22 protein-coding genes are annotated in these 23969 nt (G+C 51.7%); 16 read left to right on the plus strand and 6 right to left on the minus strand.

Translation table 11 applies throughout. The features are described from left to right. Positions 1-109: 109 nt before the first annotated feature. Both HMPREF2572_RS02725 and HMPREF2572_RS15005 read right to left on the minus strand, forming a co-directional pair. A complete protein-coding gene (locus HMPREF2572_RS02725) occupies positions 110-484 on the minus strand; it encodes a hypothetical protein (RefSeq protein WP_246827747.1) in 375 nt (124 codons plus the stop codon). A gap of 50 nt (positions 485-534) precedes the next feature. Continuing rightward, the gene (locus HMPREF2572_RS15005; protein ID WP_246827748.1) at positions 535-1083 is read right to left on the minus strand and encodes a PoNe immunity protein domain-containing protein; all 549 of its coding nucleotides are present in this window, start codon (positions 1081-1083) and stop codon (positions 535-537) included. 1048 nt (positions 1084-2131) lie between these two features. On the opposite strand from HMPREF2572_RS15005, the gene HMPREF2572_RS02740 reads away from it, so the two are divergent. The 15 genes from HMPREF2572_RS02740 to lpxA all read left to right on the plus strand — a co-directional run bounded on the left by HMPREF2572_RS02740 (position 2132) and on the right by lpxA (position 18426). After that, a complete protein-coding gene (locus tag HMPREF2572_RS02740; RefSeq protein ID WP_070496167.1) occupies positions 2132-3106 on the plus strand; it encodes a S49 family peptidase in 975 nt (324 codons plus the stop codon). A gap of 221 nt (positions 3107-3327) precedes the next feature. Beyond that, positions 3328-3690, plus strand: coding sequence for a hypothetical protein (locus HMPREF2572_RS02745; protein WP_070496168.1), 363 nt, complete (start codon positions 3328-3330; stop codon positions 3688-3690). Between the two features lie 136 nt (positions 3691-3826). Continuing rightward, positions 3827-4369 carry a 5' nucleotidase, NT5C type gene (locus HMPREF2572_RS02750; protein WP_070496169.1) on the plus strand — a complete coding sequence of 181 codons (543 nt, stop codon included), beginning with the start codon at positions 3827-3829 and terminating at the stop codon, positions 4367-4369. Between the two features lie 624 nt (positions 4370-4993). After that, on the plus strand, positions 4994-5929 hold the full coding sequence (locus HMPREF2572_RS02765; protein ID WP_070496172.1) for an ABC transporter ATP-binding protein: 936 nt from the start codon (positions 4994-4996) through the stop codon (positions 5927-5929). Next, positions 5919-7043 (plus strand): beta-carotene 15,15'-monooxygenase, encoded by a 1125-nt coding sequence (locus HMPREF2572_RS02770; RefSeq protein ID WP_070496173.1) that lies wholly within the window; start codon positions 5919-5921, stop codon positions 7041-7043. The genes HMPREF2572_RS02765 and HMPREF2572_RS02770 overlap by 11 nt, the downstream gene beginning before the upstream one ends. A 339-nt stretch (positions 7044-7382) precedes the next feature. Beyond that, positions 7383-7940: a ribosome recycling factor gene (gene frr, locus HMPREF2572_RS02775; protein ID WP_003758927.1), complete on the plus strand. Its 558-nt coding sequence runs from the start codon at positions 7383-7385 to the stop codon at positions 7938-7940. Positions 7941-7997: 57 nt separating this feature from the next. After that, complete coding sequence (locus tag HMPREF2572_RS02780; RefSeq protein WP_070496174.1) at positions 7998-8744, plus strand: isoprenyl transferase; 747 nt, start codon at positions 7998-8000, stop codon at positions 8742-8744. Between the two features lie 2 nt (positions 8745-8746). Continuing rightward, complete coding sequence (locus HMPREF2572_RS02785) at positions 8747-9541, plus strand: phosphatidate cytidylyltransferase (protein ID WP_070496175.1); 795 nt, start codon at positions 8747-8749, stop codon at positions 9539-9541. A 259-nt stretch (positions 9542-9800) separates the two neighbouring features. After that, positions 9801-10985: a 1-deoxy-D-xylulose-5-phosphate reductoisomerase gene (ispC, locus tag HMPREF2572_RS02790; protein ID WP_070496176.1), complete on the plus strand. Its 1185-nt coding sequence runs from the start codon at positions 9801-9803 to the stop codon at positions 10983-10985. A gap of 212 nt (positions 10986-11197) precedes the next feature. Further along, positions 11198-12538 carry an RIP metalloprotease RseP gene (gene rseP, locus HMPREF2572_RS02795; protein ID WP_070496177.1) on the plus strand — a complete coding sequence of 447 codons (1341 nt, stop codon included), beginning with the start codon at positions 11198-11200 and terminating at the stop codon, positions 12536-12538. Positions 12539-12542: 4 nt separating this feature from the next. Beyond that, entirely contained in the window at positions 12543-14942 is a 2400-nt protein-coding gene (bamA, locus tag HMPREF2572_RS02800; RefSeq protein ID WP_070496178.1) for an outer membrane protein assembly factor BamA, read from the plus strand. A 214-nt stretch (positions 14943-15156) separates the two neighbouring features. Further along, positions 15157-15609 carry an OmpH/Skp family outer membrane protein gene (locus HMPREF2572_RS02805; protein ID WP_246827749.1) on the plus strand — a complete coding sequence of 151 codons (453 nt, stop codon included), beginning with the start codon at positions 15157-15159 and terminating at the stop codon, positions 15607-15609. Positions 15610-15943: 334 nt separating this feature from the next. Further along, positions 15944-16987, plus strand: a complete 1044-nt coding sequence (gene lpxD / locus HMPREF2572_RS02810) for a UDP-3-O-(3-hydroxymyristoyl)glucosamine N-acyltransferase (RefSeq protein ID WP_070496180.1) — start codon at positions 15944-15946, stop codon at positions 16985-16987. A gap of 126 nt (positions 16988-17113) precedes the next feature. Beyond that, positions 17114-17563 carry a 3-hydroxyacyl-ACP dehydratase FabZ gene (fabZ, locus tag HMPREF2572_RS02815; RefSeq protein ID WP_003741990.1) on the plus strand — a complete coding sequence of 150 codons (450 nt, stop codon included), beginning with the start codon at positions 17114-17116 and terminating at the stop codon, positions 17561-17563. An 86-nt stretch (positions 17564-17649) separates the two neighbouring features. Next, positions 17650-18426 carry an acyl-ACP--UDP-N-acetylglucosamine O-acyltransferase gene (gene lpxA / locus HMPREF2572_RS02820; RefSeq protein WP_070496181.1) on the plus strand — a complete coding sequence of 259 codons (777 nt, stop codon included), beginning with the start codon at positions 17650-17652 and terminating at the stop codon, positions 18424-18426. 374 nt (positions 18427-18800) lie between these two features. Here the strand turns inward: lpxA and HMPREF2572_RS15180 are convergent, their stop codons facing one another. From HMPREF2572_RS15180 to HMPREF2572_RS02835, 4 genes are all read right to left on the minus strand, one after another. Next, positions 18801-18932 carry a hypothetical protein gene (locus tag HMPREF2572_RS15180; protein WP_283118424.1) on the minus strand — a complete coding sequence of 44 codons (132 nt, stop codon included), beginning with the start codon at positions 18930-18932 and terminating at the stop codon, positions 18801-18803. A 72-nt stretch (positions 18933-19004) separates the two neighbouring features. Then, complete coding sequence (gene proB, locus HMPREF2572_RS02825; protein WP_070496182.1) at positions 19005-20129, minus strand: glutamate 5-kinase; 1125 nt, start codon at positions 20127-20129, stop codon at positions 19005-19007. Between the two features lie 243 nt (positions 20130-20372). Beyond that, on the minus strand, positions 20373-21701 hold the full coding sequence (gene miaB / locus HMPREF2572_RS02830) for a tRNA (N6-isopentenyl adenosine(37)-C2)-methylthiotransferase MiaB (RefSeq protein WP_070496183.1): 1329 nt from the start codon (positions 21699-21701) through the stop codon (positions 20373-20375). 203 nt (positions 21702-21904) lie between these two features. Beyond that, a complete protein-coding gene (locus HMPREF2572_RS02835) occupies positions 21905-22312 on the minus strand; it encodes a hypothetical protein (RefSeq protein ID WP_070496184.1) in 408 nt (135 codons plus the stop codon). Between the two features lie 212 nt (positions 22313-22524). Here HMPREF2572_RS02835 and hemL point away from each other — a divergent pair, with 212 nt between their 5' ends. Next, positions 22525-23808, plus strand: coding sequence for a glutamate-1-semialdehyde 2,1-aminomutase (hemL, locus tag HMPREF2572_RS02840; protein WP_070496185.1), 1284 nt, complete (start codon positions 22525-22527; stop codon positions 23806-23808). Positions 23809-23969: the final 161 nt, after the last annotated feature.

A 23969-nucleotide genomic window follows, 5' to 3' on the forward strand; every position in this document is an offset into this window, starting at 1 on the left:
TCGAGGGAAGGGCTTTTTTGCAAAGATCTCATTCAGCCGTCAGAACGGGATGCATGGAGAGGACTATGTGGAAAGGTCGTCTGAAAAGGTAGCGGGCTGCAATACCGCCTTAGTGTGCACAATGGTAGTATTTAGAAGGCGCCATAACCAAACACTCACTTTTATTATTTAAAATCAAAATATTATTGGTTTCATGATAATGCGAGGAGTTTTCTTCCAAATCCCCTACCATGCCTCCTTCTATATGCATAAGTATCGAATACTTGCCATCAGGAGAAGATTCCAGATAAACAATTTCAGATACACAATTATCTACTTTATCTTTTTGATAACAGCCATCTTGTAAGGAATATGTTTCTATTCCTTTATTTTTCATTGTATAGCGCATAAAAATATTCTTTTTATTTGGCTTTAAAAACTCTAGCTGCCCATAACCCAACAAATTTTGCACTTCGCGAACAGGAAAAATATTTTGTTCAGCCATAGCAAAACTACTATAAATAAATAAATAATAATAAAACGATTTTCTTCATATCAATCCACCCTTGCCGTATTGCTCCCGCTCGTGCTTAAGCTAAGCTTCTGCGCCCTCGCCCAATCGACCATGTCTTTAGGGTAGTACAGGTACTGCCGCAAGGAGGTGTCGTCCAAGTCTTTCAAATAGGCGACTGCGGCGGATTCAAAACTCCAGTAGCCGATATAGCCGCCATATTCGGGATCTTGGTTCAAATGTGTGTCAATCAGGAGATTGCCGATTTTTCGGTTGCCTTCGTACCAGCCGGCGAGGTAGGTGTTGAGGTGTTTCAGGGTTTCTTCCTTGCTTTCTGCCATGATTGCTTGCAGTAGGGGTTTGCGGAAGTTGTGTCCGCCTTTGGCAAATTTGGCGCTGGGGTCAAATTTCGTGGATATCGCCATATTCATTAAAGCCCTGAACGAGGGATCGTAATACATTTCGTCGTCGTTATAGGGATCGAAGCTGTCTTTAATGGTTTCCAGCCAGTCAATCCGTTCGAACAAGAGGCAAAGTCCGATAATGTTGGGGTGCTCTTCTCCCGCCCACTCCTCCGGCCCCCAAATAAACATGATGTCTTCCTTTTGCCCGTATTGCCTGTGTATATCCAGGCATTGCTTACAGTAATAAACTATTTGATTCATACGCTTCTTGATTTCTTCTATCGGAAATCCTGCGGTGTATTCGGTAAGCATTGTTAGATAAAGTTGTTGAGGCAGTGCATCTGAAGGAATAGTTGAGTCACTCTTACTTTCTTCTATCCACTCTTGTAGTAGTTGTAGATTTTCAGAATAACTGGTTTTAAAAAAATCTTCTTTAAACAATCCCTGGCGGTCTTTAATGCGATCATATTTAACTTGATTGGTCATTTTAGTCCTTAAAATAGACAAGTAAGTTATTTAAATCATCTGGGGCTGGTTTCTGCATTTTTCTGATGTTTTTTTTTGGCATTTTCATAGTTTCTTTGTGCTTTTAGCCTTTTCTCCGTTATCGAACAATCAATTCTTTACCTAGAGAATGTGGTCGGCAGGTTTGTGATGATGGTGTATCAAAACCATATGAACAATTGAACAGGACGACTACTATTGGTAGAGAGGTCATCTGAAAATTTCAGACGACCTTGATAGATGTTGGATTTCCAACCCAATCTACGCTTATTACACTCTTACGGATGTTTTGAAAAGCATTTTCCGGAATAGGCGATGACGGAGGCAGTATATTGAATCGATACTCGGAAGGATGGCATTTGATGTTCGATTTGTCTGCGCTTTTTATGTTTATATCGACGGTATCGGTATTTTTTGCCGAACAAAACAGCATTATGATAGGTATAAACTGCGTACTTAAAATAGTCATCATAAATCATCTTCAAGCTTTTATCATTACGCATAATATCCCATATCATTTCCCGACGCAGTTTTCTTTGGATTTCTCCCTAATGTGGAAACCAAAAATTTCGTTATAAAATGAAAACTTTGTTCAAATATTTGCTGATGATTGAAATTTTATCTTTTAGGACGGTAGAATGCGGGGTTATTGGATAGGAGACATCCTCTAAATGTTGGAACTACCTGATTTGTGGTTCCGAGTGTCAAAATTTGAACAATGAAAGTACCGATCATGCAGGAACCTTATTCTCGCGAGGGGAATAATCCCTCATCTCATTCCGGCTCGTTTTGGGAGCGTGAAGTATTGCGCGAAGTCTTGCTGGCTTCTTATAAAGAGCAACGTAATGCCCGTATTTGGCGCAATATTTGGCGTGTTATCGGTGTGATTTTATTTCTCATGTTTATTGCGTCACTGTTTGGAGACGATACCGATGCAGTGCAAAGTAGTGGGGAGCATACGGCAGTTATCGATTTGAAAGGTGAAATCGGCAATGAACTTGATGATCAGGTTGAGATGCTGCGTACCGGTATGGAGGCGGTTTACAATAACCCCAATGCTAAAGCGATTATCATCCGCGCCAATAGTCCGGGTGGCTCGCCTGTGGTTTCAAATATTGCGTTCAACGAAATCCGTCGTATGAAGTCGGAGCATAAAGACATTCCTGTGTATGTGGTGGCGGAAGATATGTGTGCATCGGGCTGTTATTACATTGCGGCGGCAGCTGACAAGATTTATGCAGATCCTTCCAGCGTGGTCGGCAGTATCGGTGTGATTGGCGGAGGTTTTGATGCGACGGGATTGATGGATAAAATCGGTATCAAACGTCGTCTGAAAATCGCGGGCAGCAATAAAGGCATGGGCGATCCGTTTTCTCCTGAAACGCCTGCACAAACTCAGATTTGGGAAAAAATGCTGACGGATATCCATAAGGAATTTATTAAATCGGTTAAACTCGGACGTGGCAAACGTTTGAAAGATCAGCAGTATTCTGATGTTTTCAGCGGACGTATCTATACGGGTTCGGAGGCTAAAGAAGTGGGATTGATTGATGATTTCGGCAGCGTATATAGTGTTGCTAGAGATGTCGTTAAAGCCCCTGAGTTGGTGAACTACACGCCTGAAGAAGATTTCGGCAAAATGCTGGGGCGCCATTTGAGTGCTGAAATGGAGACTAAAGTTAAAGAAAAACTGTCGAAAATATGGTAACAGGATTTGTCTATTATTCGTTTGTTGCCGCCCCAAGTAATTGTGGGGTCGTCTGAAAACGTATCTCTTGAGATGTTTGATGATGTTTCAAACGCCGTTTCTAAACTGGGATGGTAACGAACCGATAACAAAAAAGCGGCCGGGAAGATGTCCTTGCCGCTTTTTTAAATGCGCTGGTATAGGGTAAAGTTAACTGTCTTCTATCAAATTAAAGAGACCGTATGAATATACTGACAACCTTTATTTTTGCACTGTTTTCCATGTCGGAACCTAAAATTGCCGAAATCCGGCACACGGTGGAGTATGGTGGATTGCTACAAATCAGGATTGCTACAAATCATAATCGGTCATGTGGCAGCATTAACATAACGCCGGCCAGATTAGATTACATCATCACTTGCGGCCGATACGCAGGCAAAGCCCTGATACCTCATCATAAGATCATATTGAAACATACCGGGCAGCAGCTTGTCGCAAGTTACCGTTCAAATGGAAAGATATTGTTCAAAATTACCTGTTCTGCCGATGAATACAGAAAAATCTCCGCCTTTCTGTCCGATCCTGCAGAGGACAGGCAGATGTAGATTAGGACGAAAAGCCTGCATTCGCCCCGCAGTCATCCATAGGAAAATTACGGACGACTGATTTATAATGCCTGATTTCTAGGTATAGCTATTTCATACGTTCTGCCGTTATTCGACAATATCTTGAGGTCATACTATGCTCATCTTGCTTGATCAAGACAATGTACTTGCCGATTTTGAAAGCGGGTTCCGCCGGCATTGGCGCAACCGCTTTGGCGAAGATGCGCCGATAGAGGGCAAAGAACATCTCTTCTATATTCGCGACCGCCTGCCCGAACACCTGCAAGCACGCGCGGCAGAGCTTTACGGATCGGTTGGTTTTTTTGAGAGCCTGCCACCTGTTCCTGGCGCAGTCGAAGCCGCCCGCGCACTTTTGGCTGCCGGGCACGACGTACGCATCTGTACTGCGCCAGTGAACCAATACCGCTACTGTGCAGGCGAAAAAATTGCTTGGGTAGAGCAGCATTTGGGTGAGGAATGGACACGGCGCGTCATCATTGCCAAAGACAAAACCTGGGTGCGCGGTGATATCCTCATCGATGACAAACCAAACATTGAAGGCACATTGCCGCCCCTGTGGCAGCATCGTCTTTATGATGCACCACACAACCGCCATTTAGATGTGCCCCGCATCGTATGGGCACAGCCGGAAACTTGGGCGGATTTGCTGGTCGGTTGATACCGCTTTTGCGTGTATGGCTGATATAGCGAATTCGCTTGAAGCCGAGTTGGTTTTTGATTGATTTTTGTTTTGAGTAAAAGATTGCCCATATGCCGAGAGGTCGTCTGAAAACGTATCTCTTGAGATGTTTGATGATGTTTCAAATGCCGTTTATAAACGGGAATAGTAACGAACCGATGACAAAAAGCGGCTGGGAAGATGTCCTTGCCGCTTTTTTAAGTTCGCTGATATGGGGTAAAGTTATCCGTCCTTCTATTATAGTGGATTAAATTTAAACCAGTACGGCGTTGCCTCGCCTTGCCGTACTATTTGTACTGTCTGCGGCTTCGTCGCCTTGTCCTGATGTACTATCTGCGGCTTCGTCGCCTTGTCCTGATTTAAAGTTAATCCACTATAACGCGACCGCAGAAGCAGTTTTTTGTATGTCAAACAGTTTTTTGTTGATAATACGAAGGCTCAAGATCGGAGCGGCTGAGACTGAATGTTTATCCTTAAATGCCAAGGAATGATTGAGGTCGTCTGAAAAGCTATTTTGGCATTTCATCCGCGTGATGAAGGTTAAGTTGTTAGCGTTGCCGCCCCCGATTTTTGCATCCAACCACTTCATATCTTATAAATATTATGATTAATGTCCAACATCTAGATTTTTACTACGGCAATACGCAGGCATTGTACGATGTCTCGGTTGAGCTTCCGCAGGGCAGCATTACCGGATTAATCGGACCTAATGGTGCCGGTAAGTCCACTTTGATGCGTTGTATGGCAGGATTGGAAATCCCGACATCCGGCGATGTCTTGCTCGACGGTCTGCCTATTCTTGATAATCCGCGCGACAGCTTTTCCAAACTCGGCTACCTGCCTGATTTTTTTGGATTGCCGGATGGTTTGAGCGTGATCCAGTGCTTAACTTATGCTGCCAAATCCCGCGGTATTCCGGATGCGCGACTTCCCGATTTGCTGCTGGAAACCGTTCGCCTGCTGAATTTGGAACATAAACTGTATGCCAAAGTCAGCGATCTCTCTCGCGGTCAGAAGCAGCGTGTCGGTATCGGGCAAGTCATCATCCATCGTCCTAAGTTCCTGCTTTTGGATGAACCTGCCAGCGGTCTTGACCCTGAAGCACGACATGAGTTGTCTTTGTTGCTGCTGAAGCTCAAAGATGAAGGCATGAGCATTTTGGTATCGAGCCATATTCTTTCCGAACTGGATGAATATTGTTCGCATATGCTGGTGATCAAAGGCGGGCGTGTTCAGGCATTTCAATCTGTTAATGATGATGTTAACGAAGATCAGACTGTTTCGCTGCACTTTGTCGGTTTGGACGAAGCCATATTCGAGCGAGTCCGCAATACGGAAGGGGTTAAGAGGGTAGAATGGAACAATCATGCCGTTACCGTCGTATTGGATGCGGGAGAAGAAGCGCGTGCAGCCTTGTTGCGCAAGCTGTTTGAGCAAAATCTGCCTTTGAGTGAAGCTTCTGTCATTAAAGCGTCGCTGCTAAACAGTTATCAAAACAGCCTCAATCTCCACAAACAGGAGCAAGCCGATGGACAATAAATTGAATATCCCTAAAATCCGGGTTAACGCCGAATTCCAAAGGCTGATGTGGCTCAACATGAGCTGGGGCATGATTGCAGGCATCATCATACTCTACAGCCTGTTTATCTTTGCTAAAGCAAATTCTGAGGACTTGGTGGAATATATTGCCGGAGTCGGTACATTCGGCGCATTCATTTCAAATATCGCCCTTTATCTGCAGATTGAGCGCAGTTTGCGCCAAGATGTATCCAGCAATGCGTTTGACCAGTTGCGTATGTCTTCTTTGTCTCCGTGGCAGATGGCTTGGGCGAGGATTGTTGTCGCACCTTTGACCGGTTGGGTTATTTTCCTTATCGGCTGGATACTGATGGGGTTGACCATGCTTCATCCCGATCATAAAAGCAATGAGTTTTTCATCATGTGGGTGACCATGCCGCTTAATTCATGGGTGCTTGCCTGTCTGATATTGGTCAATGCTTTGCAGTTCAAACGCGGCAACAATCAATGGGAAGGATCTCTGTTGCAACTCCTATTGCTGTTTGTTGTCATGGTCATGTTCGTCACCGGTATGTTGTCCGCCGCGGAAGATCTTTCATACTTGAGTGAAGGTGTATCCAATATAGTATCCCCAATTATTGCTTCCATTGTTTCTGTTGTCTTATGCAGCGTTGCCGCCCGCGCGGCTATGGCAGAACGCCTGCACCTGCGCTCTTCCCGATTGACTTTTATCGTCCTTGGACTTCTTACGCCTTTAGCTTCGATCAGTTTCGTAAGCAACTATCAACAAGCGCTGTATATTTGCGCCGTAGCTTATGGCGGTATAAGTATTTTGTCTTTGATTACGCAGAAGCAGACGACCTTTACTAATGTTGGAGAATTTGTCCGTGCACGTAATAGAAAACCGAAGTGGGCGATTGCTTCGTTGCCTGCTTGGATGATTCTTTTGCCTTTGGGATTGATTTGTTCCGTATTGGTGTCAGCAGACATGGTATGGGTATACATAGGACAATTCTTTCTCCTCATACTGCTGGTTTTTTCCATCAACCAAATGAAATGGCGATACAACAACATCACCATCGCATTATTGATATACCTGCTTCTTCGAGGTCTTTGGTTCGTGATTGCATCTTAACAGGCACGTATTTTCCTGTTTTGCCTCCATCTTTCATTATGAGAGGTTAGTGTCAGAGTAGGTAAAGGTCGTCTGAAAACCGGCTGATAAGGTTTTCAGACGACCTTTTTATCTATGCGCACATAAATTCGGCTATCTTGAGGCAGCCCATGCTTTCCCGCCCCAAACTCATGTACAACAACATTTAAATATCAGTTAAGAAACAAGGTCCAAAACCGCCCCTGCCTTGTCGGAATCGCCGAATGACGGTACTATGCGCAGTTAACAGCTTGATTGCCGTTCGGATGGTCATGCGTCCGGGCGAGGTTTTAAATTCAGTATCTTATTTGAAAGCAGAAAATGATTAATGATATTCAAAAAACAGCGGAAAGCAAAATGCAGCGCTCGGTAGAAGTGCTGAAAGAGAATTTGGCGAAAGTGCGTACCGGCCGTGCGCATACCGGTCTGTTGGACCAAGTGGAAGTCGAATACTGGGGCAGCATGGTTCCGGTCAGCCAAGTGGCCAACGTGACGCTTCTGGACGCGCGCACCATCGGCGTGAAACCTTTTGAAAGCAATATGGCGGCGAAAGTCGAGAAAGCCATCCGCGATTCAAACTTGGGTCTGAACCCTGCAGCCGTCGGTGATTTGATCCGCGTGCCTATGCCTATGTTGACCGAAGAGCGCCGTAAAGATTTGATTAAAGTCGTACGCAGCGAGGCGGAAGAAGGACGCGTGTCTATCCGCAACGTGCGCCGTGATGCCAACGACCACATCAAAAAACTCTTGAAAGACAAAGAAATTTCCGAAGACGAAGCACGTCGCGGCGAAGAGGCGGTTCAAAAACTGACCGACAAATACATCGCCGAAGCCGATAAAACGCTGGCTGCCAAAGAAGAAGATTTGATGGCGATTTAAACCCTTGTCCGCGGCGTTTCAGACGACCTTTGAACCGCCGCGCTGCGAAAGGCAGATATGAAGAGCAGCACGCAGACCATTTTGGAACATACTTCGGTTCCGAAGCATATCGCCGTGATTATGGACGGCAACGGCCGTTGGGCGAAAAAGCGTTTCCTTCCCCGCGTGATGGGGCATAAACGCGGCTTGGACGCGTTGGAAAATATGGTGAAGCATTGCGCCAAACTGGGTGTGCAATATCTGACCGTGTTTGCCTTTTCGACTGAAAACTGGCGCCGCCCCGAAGACGAAGTGTCGTTCTTGATGGGGCTGTTTTTGCAGGCTTTGCAAAAGCAGGTGCGCCGTCTGCACGAAAACAATATGCGCCTGAAGGTGTTGGGCAGCCGCGAACGCTTCAACCGGCAGATTCTGCAAGGTATCGAAGAGGCGGAGACCTTGACGGCAAACAATACAGGCCTGACCCTGAGCATCGCTGCGGATTACGGCGGCCGCTGGGATATTTTGCAGGCGGCAAACAAACTGATTGCCGAAGGCGTATCTGAGATTACGGAAGACGCGCTGGCGAAACACTTGATGCTGGGCGATGCGCCCGAGCCGGATTTGTTTATCCGCACCGGTGGCGAAACGCGCATCAGCAATTTCCTGCTTTGGCAGATGGCGTATGCCGAACTTTATTTTACCGATACCCTGTGGCCCGATTTTGACAGCAAAGCCTTGGACGATGCTGTCGCCTCGTTCCAAAAACGCGAACGACGCTTCGGACGCACTTCGGAACAGCTGCCGGTAGAGCAGCAAAGGGGTTAAAAATGTTGAAACAACGGATTATCACGGCGCTGTGGATGCTGCCGTTGATGCTCGGTATGCTGTTTTACGCGCCGCAATGGCTGTGGGCGGCATTTTGCGGATTGATTTCTCTGGTTACGCTGTGGGAATACTCTCGCATGAGCGGACTGGAAAAACTGAAAACCAATCATTATCTCGCCGCGACGCTGGTGTTCGGCGTGATTGCCTACGCAGGCGGTTGGATGCTGCCGGATATCGTCTGGTACGCCGTTTTGGCGTTTTGGCTGGTCGTCATGCCTTTGTGGCTGAAATTCAAATGGAAATTGAACGGCGGCTGGCAGGCTTATACCGTCGGCTGGCTTTTGGTCATGCCGTTTTGGTTCGCACTCATGTCCCTGCGTCCGCATCCCGATTATGCCTTGTCGCTGCTTGCCGTGATGGGTTTGGTGTGGGTTGCCGATGTTTTCGCGTATTTCAGCGGCAAAGCGTTCGGCAAACACAAAATCGCACCGACCGTCAGCCCCGGTAAAAGCTGGGAAGGCGCAATCGGTGGCGCAATTTGCGTGGCAGTGTACATGACTGTGGTGTGGTGGTCAGGTTGGCTGACGTTTAACGCAGGCTGGTTCAATACCGTGTTAATCGGTTTGGTGTTGACTGTTGTCAGCGTATGCGGCGACCTGTTGGAAAGCTGGCTCAAACGCGCGGCGGGCATCAAGGACAGCAGCAATCTGCTGCCCGGACACGGCGGCGTGTTTGACCGCGTGGACAGCCTGATTGCCGTCATCAGCGTCTATGCCGCCTTTGAAAGCTTGTTCTGAAGCGGTTATAGTGGATTAAATTTAAATCAGGACAAGGCGACGAAGCCGCAGATAGTACAGATAGAGACCTTTGCAAAATTCCCCAAAATCCAGATAGTACGGAAAGGCGAGGCAGCGCCGTACTGGTTTAAAGTTAATCCACTATAAAAATCGTTGGAACACATCAAACACAATATCGAATAAGCGTTTTCAGACGACCTTTTCGACCTCAAGCCCAAAGGTCGTCTGAAATCCGGAAGCAGTACATAAAGAACACACCATGACACAACAAGTCCTGACCATATTAGGCAGTACCGGCAGCATAGGCGAAAGCACGTTGGACGTTGTCTCCCGCCACCCCGACAAATTCCGCGTATTCGCGTTGGCGGGGCATAAGCAGGTTGAGAAACTGGCAGCGCAATGCCGGACGTTCCGTCCCGAATATGCTGTCGTTGCCGATGCGGAACACGTCGCCCGGCTTGAAGCCCTGTTGAAAGGCGACGGCACGGCGACTCAGGTTTTACACGGCGCGCAGGCATTGGTTGACGTTGCCTCTGCCGACGAAGTCAGCGGTGTTATGTGCGCCATCGTTGGTGCGGCGGGGCTGCCTTCCGCGCTTGCGGCAGCGCAAAAAGGCAAAACCATTTATCTGGCGAACAAAGAGACGCTGGTGGTTTCCGGCGCATTATTTATGGAAACCGCGCGCGCAAACGGCGCGGCAGTGTTGCCCGTCGACAGCGAACACAACGCCATTTTCCAAGTTTTGCCGCGCGATTACACAGGTCGTCTGAACGAACACGGCATCCGTTCGATTATCCTGACCGCTTCCGGCGGCCCGTTTTTGACGGCCGATTTAGGCATGTTCGACAGTATTACGCCCGCGCAAGCGGTCAAACACCCTAATTGGAGCATGGGGCGCAAAATTTCTGTCGATTCCGCCACTATGATGAACAAAGGTTTGGAGCTGATTGAAGCGCATTGGCTGTTCAACTGCCCGCCTGACAAGCTCGAAGTCGTCATACACCCGCAGTCCGTGATACACAGCATGGTGCGCTACCGCGACGGCTCCGTGTTGGCGCAACTGGGCAATCCCGATATGCGTACGCCCATCGCTTATTGTTTGGGTTTGCCCGAGCGCATCGATTCGGGAGTCGGCGACCTGGATTTCGACACTTTGTCCGCACTGACTTTCCAAAAGCCCGATTTTGACCGCTTCCCCTGCCTGAAGCTCGCCTATGAAGCCATGAACGCGGGCGGAGCCGCGCCCTGCGTATTGAACGCCGCCAACGAAGCCGTGGTCGCCGCCTTTTTAGACGGACAGATTAAGTTTACCGACATTGCCAAAACCGTTGCTCACTGTCTTGCACAAGACTTTTCAGACGACCTCGGCAACATCGAAAACCTGCTGGCGCAAGATGCCGTTACCCGCAGACAGGCGCAGGAATTTATCGCCGCATTGAGATAAGCTGCGGCGTCGCGATAAAAAAATGACAGGTCGTCTGAAAACCCGCCCATCCGTCATGTATGGCGGACAAAACGGCAGACTGACTTTATAATCGGCAAAATAACGCCAATAATATTTTCTACACATTGCGAATGCTTTTCAGATGACCCCTGCCTTGATACGTCGTCTGAAACATCGACAACGTCAACCCATACCCAACCAGAGAGATTCTTTTGCAAACCCTTCTAGCTTTTATTTTCGCCATCCTGATTTTGGTCAGCCTGCACGAGTTCGGACATTACATCGTTGCCAGATTGTGCGGCGTCAAAGTCGTACGCTTTTCCGTCGGCTTCGGCAAACCGTTTTTCAGCAGAAAACGCGGCGATACCGAATGGTGTTTGGCGCCCATCCCCTTGGGCGGCTATGTCAAAATGGTCGATACGCGCGAGGGCGAAGTGGCTCAGACAGACCTGCCTTACGCCTTCGACAAACAGCATCCCGCCAAACGCATCGCCATCGTCGCCGCAGGTCCGCTGACCAATCTCGCGCTGGCGGTTCTGCTTTACGGCTTGAGTTTTTCCTTCGGCGTTACCGAAATCCGCCCTTATGTCGGCATGGTCGAGCAAAATACCATTGCCTCAAAAGCAGGTTTTCAGCCCGGAGACAAAATTATTTCGGTTAATGGCGTTAACGTCGGCGAGTGGGAAAAAGCCCAGCAAGAAATCGTGTTGAACATCGAGTCAGGCAAGGTAAATGTTGCCGTTCAGACGACCTCGGGACAAGAAACCATGCGGATTATCGATGCCGCAGGTACGCCCGAAGCAGGTAAAATTGCGAAAAACCAAGGCTATATCGGGTTGTCGCCTTTTAAAATCACCACCCGTGTCGGCGAAATGAAAGAAAACAGCCCTGCCGAAAAAGCCGGTTTGAAAAAAGGCGACAAGCTGATCAGCGCCGACGGACAAGACATTGAGTCTTGGCAGCAATGGGAAGAAATCGTACGCCAAAGCCCGGGTAAGAAAATCGCATTGAGCTACGAGCGCGACGGTAAAACTTTTCAGACGACCATCCGTCCCGACAGCATCCAACAACCCGACAGAACGCTGGTCGGCAGGGTAGGCTTCGGTCCTCAGGGCGACGAAGCGTGGGCAAAAGAAATCAAGCGCGAATATAAGCCGTCTGTCGCAGAAGCATTTGCGATGGGCTGGGACAAAACCGTCAACAACGCTTGGATGACGGTAAAATTCTTCGGAAAACTGATTACAGGCAATGCCTCGCTGAATCATATTTCAGGCCCGCTGACCATTGCCGACGTCGCCGGAAAAACGGCACAGCTGGGGTTTCAAAGCTATTTGGAATTCCTCGCATTGGTCAGCATTAGTTTAGGCGTGTTGAACTTGTTGCCCATCCCCGTATTGGACGGCGGGCATTTGGTGTTCTACACTGCCGAATGGATACGCGGAAAGCCCTTGAGCGAGCGCATACAGGCAATCGGCCTACGCCTCGGACTGGCTGCCATGCTGTTAATGATGGCACTGGCTTTCTTTAATGACATCAACCGTTTGTTTGGATAATTTTATGAAATTGAAACAGATTGCTTCTGCTTTGATGGTATTGGGCATGTCGCCTTTGGCATTTGCCGACTTCACCATTCAAGACATCCGCGTCGAAGGTTTGCAGCGCACCGAACCGAGTACGGTCTTCAACTACCTGCCCGTCAAAGTCGGCGACCAATTCAGCGACGCACGCAGCGAAGAAATCATCAAAAGTCTGTATGCGACCGGTTTTTTTGACGATGTCCGCGTAGAGACCATGGGCAATCAGGTCTTGCTGACCGTTATCGAACGCCCGACCATCAGCACGCTGAACATCACCGGCGCGAAAATGCTGCAAAACGATGTAATCAAGAAAAACCTTGAATCCTTCGGTTTGGCGCAATCCCAATACTTCAATCCGGCCACGCTGAGCCAGTCTGTCGCCAGCCTGAAGGAAGAATACAAAAGCCGCGGCAAACAGTCGGTCCAAATCACGCCGACCGTCACCAAACTCGCGCGTAACCGCGTTTCCATCGACATCGCCATCGATGAGGGTAAAACCACCAAGATTACCGACATCGAATTTGAAGGCAACAAAGTCTATTCCGACCGCAAGCTCATGAAACAAATGTCTTTGAGCGAAGGCGGCATGTGGACTTGGCTGACCAAGAGCAACCAGTTTAACGAGCAGAAATTCTCGCAAGACATGGAGCGCGTCAGCGAGTTCTACCAAAACAACGGCTACTTCAATTTCCGCATTCTGGATACCGACATCCAGACCAACGAAGACAAAACCAAGCAAACCATCAAAATCACGGTTGACGAGGGCGAACGCTTCCGTTGGGGCGACGTGCGCATAGAAGGCGACACCCGCGAAGTGCCGAAAGAAGAGCTGCAAAAACTGCTGACCATGAAAAAGGGCAAATGGTACGAACGTGCCCAAATGGTCAAATCGCTCGAATCCATCCAAAACCGCATGGGTACGGCAGGCTACGCGTTCAGCGAAGTCAATGTTCAGCCTGTTCCCAATGCCGAGACCCAAACTGTCGATTTCGTCCTAAATGTCGAACCCGGCCGCAAAATCTATGTGAACGAAATCAACATCACCGGCAACAATAAAACTCGTGACGAAGTTGTGCGCCGCGAATTGCGTCAGATGGAATCTGCGCCTTACGACACGTCCAAGCTGCAACGTTCCAAAGAGCGCGTCGAGTTGTTGGGCTACTTCGACAATGTACAATTCGATGCCGTGCCGGTTGCCAATACGCCCGACCAAGTCGATTTGAACATGAGCGTGAACGAGCGTTCTACCGGTTCGCTGGATATGAGCGCGGGCTGGGTTCAGGATACCGGCTTGGTCATGTCTGTGGGCGTTTCCCAAGACAACCTGTTCGGTACGGGTAAATCCGTTTCCCTGCGCGCTTCACGAAGCAAAACCACGCTCAACGGCTCGCTGTCGTTTACCGATCCGTATTTCACACCCGACGGCGTGAGCCTCGGTTACGATATTTACGGCAAGTCTTACGACCCGCGTAAAGCCTCTTCCAGCGCGAAACAATATAAAACCACCACCGCAGGCGGCGGTGTGCGCATGGGCATCCCCGTTACCGAATACGACCGCGTCAATTTGGGTCTGGCGGCGGAACACCTGACCGTGAATACCTACAAAGGCGCGCCTAAACGTTATGCCGACTTTATCAACCAATATGGTAAAGGCACGGACGGCGTGGGCAGCTTCAAAGGCTGGCTGTACAAAGGTACGATCGGTTGGGGACGCAATAAAACCGACAGCGCATTGTGGCCGACCCGCGGTTACATGACCGGCATCAACGGCGAAATCGCCCTGCCGGGCAGCGACCTGCAATACTACACGCTGACCCACAACCAAACTTGGTTCTTCCCGCTGACCAAAGACTTTACCCTGATGCTCGGCGGCGAAGTCGGCGTCGGCAACGGCTACGGCAAAACCAAAACCATGCCGTTCTTTGAAAACTTCTACGGCGGCGGCTTAGGCTCCGTGCGCGGTTACGAGAGCGGTACGCTGGGTCCGAAAGTTTATGACGAATACGGCGAGAAAATCAGCTACGGCGGCAACAAAAAAGCCAACGTTTCCGCAGAGTTGCTGTTCCCGATGCCGGGCATCAAAGATTCCCGCTCCGTCCGTTTGAGCCTGTTCGCAGACGCGGGCAGCGTATGGGATGGTAAAACGTATAACGACAGCAGCAGCAATACCTACTACACCAACAATGCCGCTCAAAACCCATACGGCTTAGGCAAGACCCACAAATCGACCTTCAAGGAAGAGTTGCGCTACTCCGCCGGTGCGGCAGTAACCTGGCTCTCGCCGCTGGGTCCGATGAAGTTCAGCTACGCCTACCCGCTGAAGAAAAAAGACAGCGACGAAATCCAACGCTTCCAGTTCCAATTGGGTACGACATTCTGATGTAGGCAGAAAAAGGTCGTCTGAAAACCGAAATCCCTATGCGGTCAAACGTTTTCAGACGACCTGAAGGAAAAGGGGCAGGGGGTTCTGCCTCTTTTTAAAAAACAAACCGTCATCCCGCTGATGGGCGGGATACAAAATCAAGGAAATCCAGATGAACATCATTGCCAACGCCTTCCGCCTCGGCGGCGCGGCTTTATTGGGCTTCGGGTTGATGAACCAAGCTGTGGCGGCGGAAACCGTACAGAAAATCGGCTTTATCAATACCGAGCGCGTTTATCTTGAGTCCAAGCAGGCGCAACGCATTCAGACGACCTTGGAAAAAGAATTCCGCAGCCGTCAGGACGCTTTGCAGAAATTGCAGCAAGAAGGTGAGAAACTCGAAAAATCCCTGACCGAAGGCAAATTGCAGGGCAAAGAGCGCGAAGCTGCGGCAAAACGCTGGGGCGAGTTGGTTCAGCAGTTCCGCAAGAAACAGGCGGAGCTGGCAGAAGACTACAACCTGCGCCGAAACGAAGAATTTGCCGCCCTCCAGCAAAACGCCAACCGCATCATCGTCGATCTTGCCAAACGCGAAGGCTACGATGTGATTTTGCAGGACGTGATTTACGTCAATGCGCGTTACGACATTACCGACAGCGTGATTAAAGCCCTGAATACACGTTAATCGGAAGGCTGAACGATATAGAGCAAACCTGTTTTCAGACGACCTCTTTCAAGCGAAGGGTCGTCTGAAAATCCAATAAACGATATAATTATAGTGGATTAAATTTAAATCAGGACAAGGCGACGAAGCCGCAGATAGTACAGATAGAGACCTTTGCAAAATTCCCCAAAATCCAGATAGTACGGAAAGGCGAGGCAGCGCCGTACTGGTTTAAAGTTAATCCACTATATACGTCTTATCATTCCTGCCGGCATATGTTTTAGGCAAACCGTTCTGTCCGACTGCTCCCGCCGTCCCTTTTCAGACGACCTCATCTCAAAGCTTACGAAACATCATGACTTCAAAAACCTACACCCTGTCCCAAATCACAGCGCAGCTTGGCGGCGAATGGCGCGGCAAGGACATTTCCGTTGCCGCTGTGCGCCCGCTCGCAGCCGCGCAGGCGGAACACATCAGCTTCCTCGCCAATCCGAAATACAAAGCCGAAGTCCACGACAGCAGCGCGGGTGCGGTCATCGTTTCTGCCAAAGCAGTGGACGAATTTGAAGGGCGCAACCTGATTGTCGCCGACGACCCCTATCTCTATTTCGCCAAAGTCGCCCGCCTGTTTTCGCCCATCGTCAAAGCGTGCGGCGGTATCCATCCGACTGCCGTCGTCGAAGAGGGCGCCACCGTTCCCGCGAGCTGCGAAATCGGCGCAAACGCCTACATCGGCGCAAACACCGTGCTCGGCGAAGGCTGCCGCATCTTGGCAAACGCCGTTGTCCAACACGATTGCAAACTGGGCGACGAAGTCGTCCTACATCCCAACGCCGTCGTTTATTACGGCTGCACATTGGGCAACCGCGTCGAAATCCACAGCGGCGCAGTCATCGGCGCGGACGGTTTCGGACTCGCCTTCGCCGGCGATTCATGGTTTAAAATCCCGCAAACCGGCGCGGTAACGCTGGGCGACGACGTAGAAATCGGCTCGAACACCAACATCGACCGCGGCGCAATGAGCGACACCACCGTCGGCAACGGCACCAAAATCGACAACCAAGTCCAAATCGGACACAACTGCAAAATCGGTTCGCACACCGTCATTGCCGCCAAAACCGGCATTTCCGGCAGCGTTACCATCGGCAGCTACTGCATCATCGGCGGCGGCGTCGGTACGGTCGGACACATCGAAATCGCCGACAAAACCACCATCGGCGGCGGCACGTCCGTGACCCACAGCATTACCGAAAGTGGCAAACACCTCGCCGGCATCTTCCCGATGTCCACCCATAAAGAATGGGCGCGCAACGCCGTTTACATCCACCGCTTGAGCGAAATGAACAAACGCCTCAAAACATTGGAAAACCGTCTGAGCGACAGCGAAAAAGACGAATAATCCCACAATCGGTTTGCATAGCGGATGCGCTTTAAATCCCAACAAGGCGGCAAAACCTGCCGTTTTAAAGCCCGCCCGCGATGAAACTGCCCAGCCAACCCCGAAATACCAAGGAATACGACGAACATGGACGTACAACTCCCCATCGAAGCCAAAGACATCCAAAAACTCATTCCCCACCGCTACCCGTTTTTGCAACTCGACCGCATCACCGCCTTCGAGTCCATGAAAACCCTGACCGCGATTAAAAACGTCACCATGAATGAGCCGCAGTTCCAAGGCCATTTCCCCGACCTGCCCGTCATGCCCGGCGTTCTCATCATCGAAGCCATGGCGCAAGCCTGCGGCACACTCGCCATCCTCAGCGAAGGCGGCCGCAAAGAAAACGAATTCTTCTTCTTCGCCGGCATAGACGAAGCCCGCTTCAAACGCCAAGTCATCCCCGGCGACCAACTCGTTTTCGAAGTCGAGCTGCTGACCAACAAGCGCGGCATCGGCAAATTCAGCGCCGTCGCCAAAGTGGACGGACAAGTCGCCGTCGAAGCCATCATCATGTGTGCCAAACGCGTGGTTTGAGTGTTCAGAAAAAGGTCGTCTGAAAGTTTTCAGACGACCTGTTGCCGTCGCGCATCTTCGCGGCAACACGACAGGAAAGGAAAAACATGACCCTCATCCACCCGACCGCCGTCATTGACCCCAAAGCCGAACTCGACTCCAGCGTCAAAGTCGGTGCGTACACCGTCATCGGTCCCAACGTCCAAATCGGCGCGAACACCGAAATCGGCCCGCATACCGTCATCAACGGCCACACCACCATCGGCGAAAACAACCGCATTTTCCAATTTGCCAGCCTCGGCGAAATCCCGCAGGATAAAAAATACCGCGACGAGCCGACCAAGCTGATTATCGGCAACGGCAACACCATCCGCGAATTTACCACCTTCAACCTCGGCACGGTAACCGGCATCGGCGAAACCCGCATCGGCGACGACAACTGGATTATGGCGTACTGCCACCTCGCACACGACTGCGTCATCGGCAACCACACCATCTTCGCCAACAACGCCTCGCTTGCCGGACACGTTACCATCGGCGACTACGTCGTCTTGGGCGGCTACACGCTGGTGTTCCAGTTCTGCCAAATCGGCGACTACGCCATGACCGCCTTCGCCGCAGGCGTACACAAAGACGTACCGCCGTACTTCATGGCGGCAGGCTACCGCGCCGAACCCGCAGGCATCAACAGCGAAGGCATGCGCCGCAACGGCTTCACCGCCGAGCAAATCTCCGCCGTCAAAGATGTTTATAAAACCATCTACCACCGCGGCATCCCGTTTGAAGAAGCCAAAGCCGATATCCTCCGCCGCGCCGAAACGCAGGCAGAGCTGGCAGTGTTTAAAGACTTCTTCGCCGAATCCACGCGCGGGATTATCCGCTGAAGACAAAATCTGCCTGAAGGTCGTCTGAAAACCTGACCGCTTTAACGAAGGTCTTTTGATCCGACAAACCTTACCAAGATCGTCTGAGAATTTTGTAGGTTTGCCGTTTCAGACGACGTTGTTTTCGCAACACATTTACCTTGTCCTTTCCACGTTTGGCGTGGGAATGGCGGTGGCGCAAGATTCTGTCTTCCATCTAATCGAAAAGGTCGTCTGAAAACTGGGAAACCAAGTTTCAGACGACCTTTTGATTTTGTCGGCACGATGTTGATTATGCAGATTTTATAGTGGATTAAATTTAATCCACTATAAGAACAGATGATTTTGGGCGCGGCATTATTTGAATGAACCAAATGCCTGCCGTTTCACTGGTTTTAGTGAACGTGGCTGCTTTCTACGCCGCCTTTGATTTCGCCATAGACTTGTGCAGAGTTGCCTTGTCCGGATTGGGCGGCGCAGGCGTTGAGGAGCAGGAGGGCGGTGGTGAGGAAGAAGAATTTTTTCATACGGGTTTCCTTTGGTTGGATGGGAGGGGAGGTCGTCTGAAACTTGAAAACATGGTTTCAGACGACCTTATTTTACCAATGCGACGCCATATTGTCGCGGTGAATGAGTTCGTCTTCGTGGGCGTAGCCTAATTTTTCGGCGATGAACTCGGACGGGGTTTGCAGGATTTTGGCGGTTTCGCCGCTGCTGTAATTGGTCAGGCCGCGGGCGATTTCTTTGCCGTCGGTATCGAGGATGGCGACGAGTTCGCCGCGGTGGAAATGGCCGTCCGCGCGGATGCAGCCGACGGGCAGCAGGCTGGCGTGTTGTTCGGTCAAGGCTTTTACCGCGCCGCTGTCGACGGTCAGGCTGCCTGCGGTTTGGACGTGTCCGAGCAGCCATTGTTTGCGGGCGGCGACGCGGCTGTGCGCGCTGGTGAAGAGCGTGCCTATGCTTTCGCCTTGTTTGAGGCGGACGAGGACGTCGGGTTCGCCGCCCCATGCGACGACGGTGGCGGCTCCGCTGAGTGCGGCGCGTTTGGCGGCGGTGACTTTGGTGTACATGCCGCCGGTGCCGACGCTGCTGCCCGCGCCGCCCGCCATGCTTTCGAGGTCGGGATGGTCGGCTGCGATGGTCTGAATCAGTTTGGCTTGCGAATTTTTGCGCGGGTCGCTGTCGTACAGGCCTTTTTGGTCGGTCAAAAGGACGAGGGCGTCGGCTTCGATGAGGTTGGTGACGAGTGCGCCGAGGGTGTCGTTGTCGCCGAGCTTGATTTCGTCGGTGGTCACAGTGTCGTTTTCATTGATGACGGGGACGATGCCTTTGGACAACAGGGTTTGCAGGGTGCTGCGGGCGTTGAGGTAGCGAGTGCGGTTGCTCAGGTCGTCGTGGGTCAGCAGGATTTGGGCGGTGCGGATGCCGTGCGGTGCGAACGCGTTTTCGTAGGCTTGGGCGATGCCGGTTTGTCCGACGGCGGCGGCGGCTTGCAGCTCGTTGATGGCGGTGGGGCGTTTGCTCCAACCCAGACGCTTGATGCCTTCGGCGATGGCGCCGCTGGAAACGAGGACGGTTTGCACGCCTTGTTTGCCCAGTTCGGCGATTTGCGCCGCCCAGCGGTCGAGTGCGGCTTGGTCTATGCCTTTGCCGCCCGCGGTAACGAGGCTGGAGCCGACTTTGACAACGAGGGTGCGGATGTTGGAGAGGTTTTGCAGGGACATGGTTTTTCTCGCTGGGGATATGGGGCGGCTTCGGACGGGTTATTAAACGTAAAAAGGTCGTCTGAAAGCGCGAAAACTGATTTTCAGACGACCCCTATGGGGCTGTCAATACGCGGCATCGTGAAATTGCTAAAAGGTAGGCGGGATTCGTTGAGCCGACTGTTGGGGCTGACACGATACAAAAAGGTCGTCTGAAAACCAAGATTCAGGTTTTCAGACGACCTTTGCCATGGCTAAACGGCTTTATGCTTCGACCGGTTTGCCGCGCAGGGAGAAGGTGTAGGCTTCGGTGATTTCCAAATCGATCATTTGGTTGATCATATCGGGCGTGCCGGTGAAGTTGACTACTCGGTTGTTGGCGGTACGGGCTTGGAGCTGGTCGGGGTCTTTTTTGGAGATGCCTTCGACCAGACAGCGTTGTACGGTGCCGATCATGGTTTGGTTAATGCGGGCGGTTTCGGCTTCGATGACTTCGTTCAGGGCTTCGAGGCGGCGCACTTTTTCGGCGTGCGGGGTGTCGTCCGGCAGGTTGGCGGCGGGTGTGCCGGGGCGCGGGCTGTAAATGAAGACGAAGCTCAAATCGAAGGCGATGTCTTTCACCAGCTTCAGGGTTTGCTCGAACTCGCGCTCGGTTTCGCCGGGGAAGCCGACGATGAAGTCGCTGCTCAGGCACAAGTCGGGGCGGATGGCGCGCAGTTTGCGGATGATGGATTTGTATTCTAAGGCGGTGTAGCCGCGCTTCATCGCGCTCAATACACGGTCGGAACCGCTTTGAATCGGCAGGTGCAGGTGCGACACCAGCTTGGGCAGGTCGCGGTAGCACTCGATAATCGAATCGGTAAACTCGCGCGGGTGGCTGGTGGTGAAGCGCATACGCTCGATGCCGGGGATTTCGTGGACGATGCGCAGCAGGGTGGCGAAGTCGCAGATTTCGCCGTCTTCCATTTCGCCGCGATAGGCATTGACGTTTTGTCCCAAGAGGTTGATTTCTTTAACGCCTTGCTGGGCAAGGTTGGCGATTTCGGTCAAGACGTCGTTCAGCGGGCGGGAGAACTCTTCGCCGCGCGTGTAGGGGACGACGCAGAACGAGCAGTATTTGGAGCAGCCTTCCATGATGGACACGAATGCTGCGCCGCCTTCGACGCGGGCGGGCGGCAGGTGGTCGAATTTTTCGATTTCGGGGAAGGAAATATCGACTTGCGACAGGCCGCTGGTTTCTTTATCCACAATCATTTTGGGCAGGCGGTGCAGCGTTTGCGGGCCGAAGACGACGTCTACATAAGGCGCGCGTTTGATGATGTTTTCGCCTTCTTGGGAGGCGACGCAGCCGGCAACGCCGATGATGAGGTCGGGATTTTTTTCTTTGAGCGGGCGCACGCGGCCTAAGTCGGAGAACACTTTTTCCTGCGCTTTTTCGCGCACGGAGCAGGTGTTGAAGAGGATGATGTCGGCTTTGTCGGCTTCGGTCACTTGTTCGATGCCGCCGTTTTCTTCGGCGAGTACGGCGAGCATTTTTTCGCTGTCGTATTCGTTCATTTGGCAGCCGAAGGTGCGGATAAATACTTTTTTCATGGTTTGTGTCTTTCTCAGGTAGCCCGTAATTGCGGGGCTGATTGTTATAAAAATCTTCATTTCAGACGACCTTTGGAACGTGGGCAGGTCGTCTGAAACGCAGATTCGTCAGGGCGCAAAAATGCGCGGTTGCGCTGCTGCGGCTGCAACAGCCAACCACGCGGTGTGTGTGTTTGGGTCGTCTGAAACGGGCAAACGACGGCTTATTGCGCGTCTTTTTTAACCTCGTCGCGGACTTCTTTTTGCGCGGTAAAACGGGAGGCTTCGTCGTCGGTCAAAACCCACACTTCGCGCACGAGGGCGTTGGTGTCGTTGTGTTTGAACGCGATGGTTTTGCCGGTTTTGCCCGCCAGCCGCCCCATCGGGATGAAGCGGTCGTTTTCGTCGTGAATTTTGGTGAAACGGGTGATTTGCAGCTTGGCGGAATTGCCGTCGACAATGCCCAGCGTCAAAAGGCGCGTCCATGAGAAGCCGCCACGGCTCACCTTCAGATAAGGCAGTTCGACCTGTTTCAAAACCGCCGCGTCCATATCGCTCGGCAGCTTGCGCTGGGCGGCGTAGGAGACGGTGGAAACCAAAAGGGTAAGCATTAAAATGAATCCGCGTAACATGATGTTTTCTTTATGGTATAAATGGGTGCGGATTATAGCACAAACGCTTCAAATATGAACAGAGTGATTGTTTTTACAGAACAATTTTCATTTTCAGATACGGCGTTGCTCCGTGGCGGTTTGGGCTTTGGGGGTCGTCTGAAACGGCTGGCGCGGGCAATCTGATGATAAAATACCGCTTATTTTTCAGACGACCTCAGAGAGAATCCGCTATGAACCGTAACGAAATCCTGTTTGACCGCGCCAAAGCCATCATCCCCGGCGGCGTGAATTCCCCCGTCCGCGCATTCGGCAGCGTCGGCGGCGTACCGCGCTTCATCAAAAAAGCCGAAGGCGCGTATGTTTGGGACGAAAACGGCACGCGCTATACCGATTACGTCGGTTCGTGGGGGCCTGCGATTGTCGGACACGCACACCCCGAAGTCATCGAAGCCGTGCGCGAAGCCGCGTTGGGCGGTTTGTCGTTCGGCGCGCCCACCGAAGGCGAAATCGTCATCGCCGAAGAAATCGCCAAAATCATGCCGTCGGTCGAACGGCTGCGCCTCGTCAGCTCCGGCACCGAAGCGACCATGACCGCCATCCGCCTCGCGCGCGGCTTTACCGGACGCGACAAAATCATCAAATTCGAAGGCTGCTACCACGGCCATTCCGACAGCCTGCTGGTCAAAGCCGGCAGCGGCCTGCTCACCTTCGGCAACCCGTCTTCCGCAGGAGTTCCCGCCGATTTCACCAAACACACCTTAGTCCTCGAATACAACAACATTGCCCAACTCGAAGAAGCGTTCGCCCGTAACGGCGACGAAATCGCCTGCATCATCCTCGAACCCTTCGTCGGCAATATGAACCTTGTCCGCCCGACCGAAGGCTTCGTCAAAGCCCTGCGCGAATTGACCGAAAAACACGGCGCGGTGTTGATTTACGACGAAGTGATGACCGGCTTTCGCGTCGCGCTCGGCGGCGCGCAATCGCTGCACGGCATCACGCCCGACCTGACCACGATGGGCAAAGTCATCGGCGGCGGTATGCCGCTTGCCGCGTTCGGCGGACGCAAAGACATCATGGAATGCATTTCCCCGCTGGGCGGCGTGTATCAGGCAGGCACATTGTCGGGCAACCCGATTGCCGTCGCCGCCGGCTTGAAAACGCTCGAAATCATCCAGCGCGAAGGCTTCTACGAAAACCTGACCGCCTTGACCCGCCGCCTCGCCGACGGGCTTGCCGCCGCCGCCAAAGCGCACGGCATCGAGTTCACCGCCGACAGCGTGGGCGGTATGTTCGGTCTGTATTTCGCCGCACACACCCCGCAAAACTACGGCGACATGGCGCGCTCCAATATCGACGCTTTCAAACGCTTCTTCCACGGCATGCTCGATCGCAACACCGCCTTCGGTCCGTCCGCCTACGAAGCAGGCTTCGTCTCCGCCGCGCACACGCCCGAGCTGATTGACGAAACCATCGCCACCGCGCATCAAGTGTTCGCGGAAATGGCGAAATAAGGCGGAAACCGGTTTGCCGTCTTGAGCGGCACGGGGATAGGCGCAACGTCAGGGTAGGGCGGACAACGCCGCCTGAGCTGCCGCGAATGCAAAAGGTCGTCTGAAAACCCAAATTCGGGTTTCAGACGACCTTTCGTTTGTGGATAAGCTTTGTTTTGTCC

The organism is Neisseria sp. HMSC064E01 (assembly GCF_001808875.1).
GTDB classification, from domain to species: Bacteria; Pseudomonadota; Gammaproteobacteria; order Burkholderiales; family Neisseriaceae; genus Neisseria; species Neisseria sicca_A.